The organism is Patescibacteria group bacterium, from assembly GCA_038063375.1.
GTDB lineage: Bacteria > Patescibacteriota > Minisyncoccia > Phycocordibacterales > JANLHH01 > JANLHH01.
In genome coordinates this window covers 1-6,768 of the sequence record JBBTVG010000021.1, presented here as the reverse complement: position 1 = coordinate 6,768, position 6,768 = coordinate 1, and the positions used below count along the sequence as shown (strand labels likewise).

Annotated in this window: 6 protein-coding genes; all 6 read left to right on the top strand. The window is 47.4% G+C overall.

The features are described 5' to 3' along the window. Window positions 1-90 precede the first annotated feature (90 nt). Complete coding sequence (locus AAB523_02680; GenBank protein MEK7556166.1) at window positions 91-1,413, top strand: glycine--tRNA ligase; 1,323 nt, start codon at window positions 91-93, stop codon at window positions 1,411-1,413. A gap of 244 nt (window positions 1,414-1,657) precedes the next feature. Then, the gene (locus tag AAB523_02675) at window positions 1,658-2,716 is read left to right on the top strand and encodes an AI-2E family transporter (protein ID MEK7556165.1); all 1,059 of its coding nucleotides are present in this window, start codon (window positions 1,658-1,660) and stop codon (window positions 2,714-2,716) included. A gap of 71 nt (window positions 2,717-2,787) precedes the next feature. Then, complete coding sequence (gene metG / locus AAB523_02670; protein ID MEK7556164.1) at window positions 2,788-4,227, top strand: methionine--tRNA ligase; 1,440 nt, start codon at window positions 2,788-2,790, stop codon at window positions 4,225-4,227. A 96-nt stretch (window positions 4,228-4,323) separates the two neighbouring features. Beyond that, complete coding sequence (locus AAB523_02665) at window positions 4,324-5,097, top strand: TatD family hydrolase (protein MEK7556163.1); 774 nt, start codon at window positions 4,324-4,326, stop codon at window positions 5,095-5,097. A gap of 222 nt (window positions 5,098-5,319) precedes the next feature. Then, the gene (locus AAB523_02660) at window positions 5,320-6,360 is read left to right on the top strand and encodes a hypothetical protein (GenBank protein MEK7556162.1); all 1,041 of its coding nucleotides are present in this window, start codon (window positions 5,320-5,322) and stop codon (window positions 6,358-6,360) included. Window positions 6,361-6,439: 79 nt separating this feature from the next. Beyond that, a partial coding sequence (locus tag AAB523_02655; protein MEK7556161.1) for a hypothetical protein occupies window positions 6,440-6,768 on the top strand: 329 nt, incomplete at its 3' end.

Genomic DNA, 6,768 nt, shown 5'->3' with positions numbered 1-6,768 from the left:
CTGACGACTCATTTGGGTAGTGATCCGGCGGCTAATGCCGCCGCCAGCCAGGTTGTCCAATAAGACAATAGGGTGTAGGGTATTAATAATATGGACAATAACAACACGGCACAAGAAGACATATTGAGTAAAGTTGTTTCTCTCTGCAAGCGCCGAGGGTTTATTTATCAGGGCTCCGAAATATACGGCGGTCTTGCGGGCACGTGGGATTACGGGCCCTTTGGCGTCACGCTTAAAAACAACATAAAGAGCGCCTGGTGGAAAATGTTTGTGGATAGTCGTGACGATATGTTTGGAATTGATGCGGCAATCTTAATGAACGGCAAAGCATGGGAGGCGAGCGGTCATGTGGCGGGGTTTTCCGACCCGCTTGCGGAATGTATGAAATGCAAGAAGCGATTTCGAGCCGACCATGTGAAAGAAGACAAGTGTCCGGAGTGCGGCGGCGTCTTGGGGGCTTCGCGCCAATTCAACATGATGTTCAAGACGCACATCGGAGCGGTAGAGGATAGCGCGGCTATTGCATATCTCCGACCCGAAACAGCACAGGGAATTTTTGTAAATTTTAAAAATGTGGTTGACTCACTCCACCCAAGACTGCCATTTGGGATCGCGCAGATAGGGAAAGCGTTCAGAAACGAGATCACTCCCCGCGATTTTATTTTTCGCGTACGGGAACTGGAACAAATGGAGATAGAATATTTTATCAAAGAGTCCGAATGGGAAAAGTATTTTGAATACTGGAGGGAGTGCATGTGGCAATGGATAGAAGCAATCGGCTTACGGAAAGAGCACGTACACGAACTGGAAGTTCCCGATACTGAACGGGCGCATTACTCAAAACGGACTATTGATTTTGAGTATGATTTTCCGTTTGGCCGAAAAGAATTATACGGACTTGCGTACCGGGGAGACTTTGACTTGAAGAGCCACAAGGAGCACAGCAAAGTAGATCTTCAGTATTTTGATGACGCCACCGGAGAGAAATTTATCCCGCACGTTATTGAACCATCGCTGGGAGTGGACAGAACCATGCTCGCGCTTTTGCTTGATGCCTACACTGAAGATGAGATGGGAGGAGAAAAGCGCGTGTTCTTAAAGCTCAAACCGGCAATCGCCCCCATAAAAGCAATGGTCTCTCCGCTCCTGAAGAACAAGCCGCAACTGGTGGAGAAAGCGCGTGAAGTGTATGCGGCTCTTAAAAAAGAGATTCCGCAGGTGGCATGGGACGATAACGGCAATATCGGCAAACGCTATCGCAGGCAAGATGAGATCGGTACGCCCTATTGTGTTACGGTGGATTTTGATACCCTTCTAGACAACACCGTTACGCTCCGCGATCGCGACACCGGCACCCAAGAGAGGATTCCCGTGAGTGAGTTAACGGATCGCATAAAACGTAGTATCATATAAGACATGAATCCCGTTAGAAACCGCGGTCGCTTTAATACAACAAAAACAATGCTACGAGGTCGAACACAATGTTATAAAAATAACCGAACATGGAGCGGGGTGACCGCGACCTGTTTCTAACGGGATGAATCCCGTTAGAGATCACGACCACGAATTTAAAGAACACCCAAAGATATGAAAAATACTTACCAATCAATAATAAACATAGTGTCTGCGACATGTGTCGTGGCCTATCTCTAACGGGATGAACGAAAAGAATATCATCATCAATATTTCTTCAGGCACCTTTTTGCGTGCGATACTGCTTGGTCTTTTGTTCGTTCTGCTCTACATCCTCCGCGATCTTGTGCTCGTGCTTCTGACGTCCGTCGTGATTGCTTCCGCAATTGAACCCGCAACACGCTGGTTTGCGAAGTATCGCATTCCGCGTATTCCGGCGGTAATCTTTGTATATGTATTCATTGTGGCATTCATCGTGATGGTCTTATATCTTTTTATCCCCCCGTTTCTCAATGAGTTCTCAAGCCTTTCGTCTTCTCTTCCTCAATATCTTGAGTCAATCAACATCATCAATCCAATCACCGGATCCGGCGCAGAAGGTTTAGTGAGTGGTCTTTCCCAGACATTCTCCCTTGGGGAGGCGATCAAGGGCGTCCAAGGCGCTATCGCGGGATTTTCAAGTAATGTTTTCCAGACGCTTTCCGCTGTCTTCGGCGGCGTGTTCAGTTTCATACTTATTATTATCATTTCGTTCTACTTGGCGGTTCAGGAGCGCGGCATAGAAAACTTCCTGCAGATCATCGTTCCTGACAAGCATGAAAAATATGTTGTTGATCTCTGGAAGCGTTCGCAGGCGAAAATCGGGAAATGGATGCAAGGACAGCTCTTATTAGGGCTTTTGATCGGCGTTCTGGTCTATCTCGGCCTCACGATCCTTGGCGTCAAATACGCGTTCACTTTGGCGATCTTTGCCGCTGTTGCGGAACTTATTCCGATATTTGGACCAATCATCGCGGCGGTACCGGCGGTATTATTGGGTTTCCTTGACGGTCCAACGCTCGGCTTTATGGTGATCGGCCTCTATGTCATCATCCAGCAATTTGAAAATCACCTCATCTATCCTCTGGTGGTGCGCAAGGTGGTTGGTGTTCCGCCACTGCTCGTTATCCTGGCGTTGATCATCGGCGGGCAGCTTGCCGGTTTCCTGGGAATCCTTCTTTCAGCGCCCATTGCCGCAGTGATCATTGAATTCACGAACGATATCCAGAGAGAAAAACAGAAGCTTTCAAGCAGCGAAAAGTAAAGCTGCACCCTGCTCATTTCATGCGAATGCGCCGCAATTCGTAGGCTTTCGTTACGTTCGTATAAAGTGCCATGAAAAATACTTTTTACATCACCACAACACTTCCGTATGTAAACGCCGACCCGCATTTGGGTCATGCGCTTGAATTTGTGCATGCGGATATCATCGCGCGCTATAAGCGCCTTTTGGGACAAGAGGTGTTCTTCAACATCGGTACGGATGAGCACGGGCAGAAGATACTGGAGAAAGCCGTTTTGGAAGGCAAAGGACCGCAAGAGCACGCGGATCATTACGCCGCGCGCTTCAGGCAATTCGCCGATATGCTCGCTATTTCTTATACCAATTTCATCCGCACGACCGATGCGCATCACAAAGCGGCCGCAGAGGAGTTTTGGAAGCGCTGTGAGGCACAGGGCGATATCTACAAAAAACTCTACACGGTAAAATATTGCGTCGGATGCGAGCTGGAAAAGTCCGATTCCGAGCTTCTGGAAGGGAGATGCCCCATACATCCCGGCACGGAGATTCAATTGCGCGAGGAAGAGAACTACTTTTTCCGCTTTTCAAAGTATCAAGAACGCCTGCTGAAGCTCTATGGCGACAACCCCGACTTCATACTGCCCTCTACGCGCCGCACGGAAATAACAAAATTCGTACAACGCGGACTGCAAGATTTCAGCATTTCGCGACTCAAGGAGAAGATGGCTTGGGGGATAGGGGTGCCCGGGGACGAAGAACATGTGATGTATGTGTGGTTTGACGCGCTCGTGAACTACGTTTCCGCTATCGGGTGGCCCGACGACCAAGAGAAATTTGAAAAATGGTGGCCGGTTGTCCAAATGGCGGGGAAAGACAATTTGCGCCAACAAGCGGCGATGTGGCAGGCAATGCTTATGTCGGCCAATCTTCCGCCCTCAAAACAAATCATCATCCACGGCTTTATTACCAGCGGGGGGAAGAAAATGAGCAAAAGCGTGGGAAATGTCGTCAGTCCGACTGATATTGTCAAAGAATATGGCGTTGACGCGCTCCGCTACTATCTGGCGCGCGAAATTACTCCGTTTGAAGATGGAGATTTTACCGAGGAGCATTTTAAAGAGGTCTATAATGCCAATTTAGCCAATGGGCTCGGCAATCTCACAAGCCGCATAATGAAAATGGCTACGTCGTATGATATTAAGGCTACAGAAGATACCCGGGCGTTAACGTTGGAGGGGCTTTATCCGCAACCGCATACCGATGAGTATCTTGAGAATTTTCAGATTGATCGGGCGATGGACGAGATATGGACCAAGGGGGTGCAAAACTTGGATAGCTATATACAGAGAGAGCAACCGTTCAAAAAAATTAAAGAAGACAAGGTGGGAGCAAAAAAGGATATAGAGTATTTGTTGCATCACCTTCGGGGGATAGCACTGCGACTTTATCCGTTCATGCCGGAGACCGCAAAAAAAATTGATGATGCCGTCATGAATCATCTTATGCCGGAGCCGCTCTTCCTGAGAAAATAGAGAAGCGAAAAACCCGTAGACAAGATTGTCGGCGGGTTTTTGTTTGTGTATGATGGAGAGATTCAAAAGAAGAATTAATACTGTAATTTTATAACAATGAAATTTTTTGACATACATTCTCATATACAATTTCCTCCCTACGACGCCGACAGGGAAGAGGTGATCTCGCGCATGAAAAAAGAAGAGGTGGGAACTATTGTTGTCGGCACTGAAAAAAATTCTTCACAAAAAGCGGTAGCACTCGCAGAGGTGCATGAGGACGTGTTCGCGTCAGTTGGTTTGCATCCGAACGACACTGCGCGTGAAAGTTTTAACGAAGAGTTTTTTCGCGAACTTCTCTCGCAGGAAAAAGTGGTCGCGGTGGGAGAATGCGGGTTGGATTTCTTCCGCACCGAAGGAACGGAAGAGAACAAAAAACGGCAGAAAGAAATCTTTGAACGCCACATTGATATTGCGGTGGAGTTTAACAAACCTCTGATGATCCATTGCCGCAACGCATACGATGATATGATCACCATCCTTTCACAAAAGAAAAAAGAACACGGAGACAGACTGCGCGGCAACATTCATTTTTTCGCGGGAAACTTAGAGACGGCGCAAAAATTTTTAGCGCTCAATTTCACGCTCTCGTTCACGGGAGTGATCACGTTCACGCACGACTACGATGAAGTGGTAAAAAACATTCCACTTGAGATGATTATGACGGAAACAGACTGTCCGTATGTCACTCCGGTTCCACACCGCGGGGAAAGAAATGAACCCGCGTATGTTGTGGAAGTAGTGAAAAAAATATCTGAGATCAGGGGAGAATCTTTTGAAAAAGTAAGAGATCAGATCAGAGAAAATGTACGGCGAGTATTTAATGTGTAGTAAAAAGAGGCGGATAAAAAGAAAATATTCGCAATCAATAAATTTAAAGATCAAATTAAGAAAAGTGTCAATGCGAGAGCGTAAAATATATGCTCTGAGAAACGCTTTGAAAGCCTAGTGAAACACTTCGTCCCGATCGTCTCGGGGCGAAGTGTTTCTTTTCCACAACTCACCCTCTTTTTTGGTAGAACAAAGACTTTGCTCCGTTTATAATATACATAAATGGAAAAGGAGCTAGAATTCAACGGAAAAATTTACATCTCGTCTAAACGAGGTGGCGAGATAACGGGATATACACACGATTATATCGGACAGCTCTGTCGAAGCGGAAAGGTCAAAGGTCAGTTGGTTGGACGTACCCGATTCGTGGATAAAGAGTCCCTTTTGGCGCATATGGAAAAGCACGAGAGTGGAGAGGAAAGGATACCTCCGGCAACCTTTTTTGCTTCCAACATAGCACCCGCTACCCCTCCTGTGTTTTCCAATAGATTTTCAACCGAAGAAACTTCGGTACGCAAGGTCTCTCTCATAAAAAAAGAGAAAACATTTTCTCAAACACCGGTAGCAAGAGAGAGAGAGAGGGTAGTTGAGAGCAAGAAAAGAATTCCTACCCCCTATATCTCAAAAACTCCCGCGCTTTTTAAACCCGAATTAATTCGACGCGTAATTTTGTTCGCAGTGATCTTTTCTTTGGTGTCGGGCGGGTATGGATACTTGGAGTACGGGATTCCGAAAAGCGCGCTCACTATTTCTTCTTCGCAAAATAAAACTTTAGGAGGAGAAAATCATAAAAGATTTATCGCGCCATACACGGCGACCTTTTCTTCCGGATTTATTCCCGGCGCTTCATTTCAAGCGGCAGTCGGTTTGAGTTTCTTTCAAAACATGTCCCCTTCATCTGCGTGGGCATCTCTGAAAAATGGAATAGATTCACTTGCGGTCGGTACCTATCGCGCGTTGCACTCATCATACGCATTTGGCAAGGAGAGAGTACTGGGAATGTTATGGAAAAAAGAAACGCTTGTCTTCAACGACACGCCGGCGGGAGATTCGCCTTCGGTCACCCAGGAGGGCTTGGTTGCGATTCCGTCTTCGGGGGACGTGGCATCCGAAAAAGAGGAGCGCGAACGGATCAAGGGGAATTTTTCAGACGAGGTGGTTGTCATTCCCGATGAGACGGGTGGCGCGGGTGTTATACAGCCGGTATTTAAAAGCGACAAGGATGAGCGGTATTCATTCGTGCTCGTACCCGTCAAAAGATGATTTGTGTTCATCCATGAGCGGCGCCGGAGGCGCTTCTCACGGATGGTCGTAAGTCCATCACGGTCGATATTTATTATTTATGAAAGAAACAAAAATGATAGTACTGAAGACATTACAATTCACAAAACTGACCGCGACGGCGCTCATCATAACTTTGGCGCTCGCGATGAGTTTCTTGGTGGTTGAGCCGATCCTTGGCCTCGCGATTGAGGATCAGTTCACCATTACCCAGAGCGTGACGGCCGAGATCTCTTTCCTGACCGCAGCCACCGACATCACTATGAGCCCCACCATTGCCGGTTTGACGGGAGGCACTTCAAATGGCCAGACCCAGATTGTCGTGAACACCAACAACGCTGCCGGTTACACCATGACCATTGTCGCGAGCTCTTCGCCCGCTATGCAGGG

What these genes read in the sequence shown, in the direction of transcription:
- AAB523_02660 (MEK7556162.1), top strand. Translation starts at nt 5,320, where the DNA reads ATGGAAAAGGAGCTAGAATTCAACGGAAAAATTTACATCTCGTCTAAA.
- AAB523_02665 (MEK7556163.1), top strand. Translation starts at nt 4,324, where the DNA reads ATGAAATTTTTTGACATACATTCTCATATACAATTTCCTCCCTACGAC.
- AAB523_02680 (MEK7556166.1), top strand. Translation starts at nt 91, where the DNA reads ATGGACAATAACAACACGGCACAAGAAGACATATTGAGTAAAGTTGTT.
- metG (MEK7556164.1), top strand. Translation starts at nt 2,788, where the DNA reads ATGAAAAATACTTTTTACATCACCACAACACTTCCGTATGTAAACGCC.
- AAB523_02675 (MEK7556165.1), top strand. Translation starts at nt 1,658, where the DNA reads ATGAACGAAAAGAATATCATCATCAATATTTCTTCAGGCACCTTTTTG.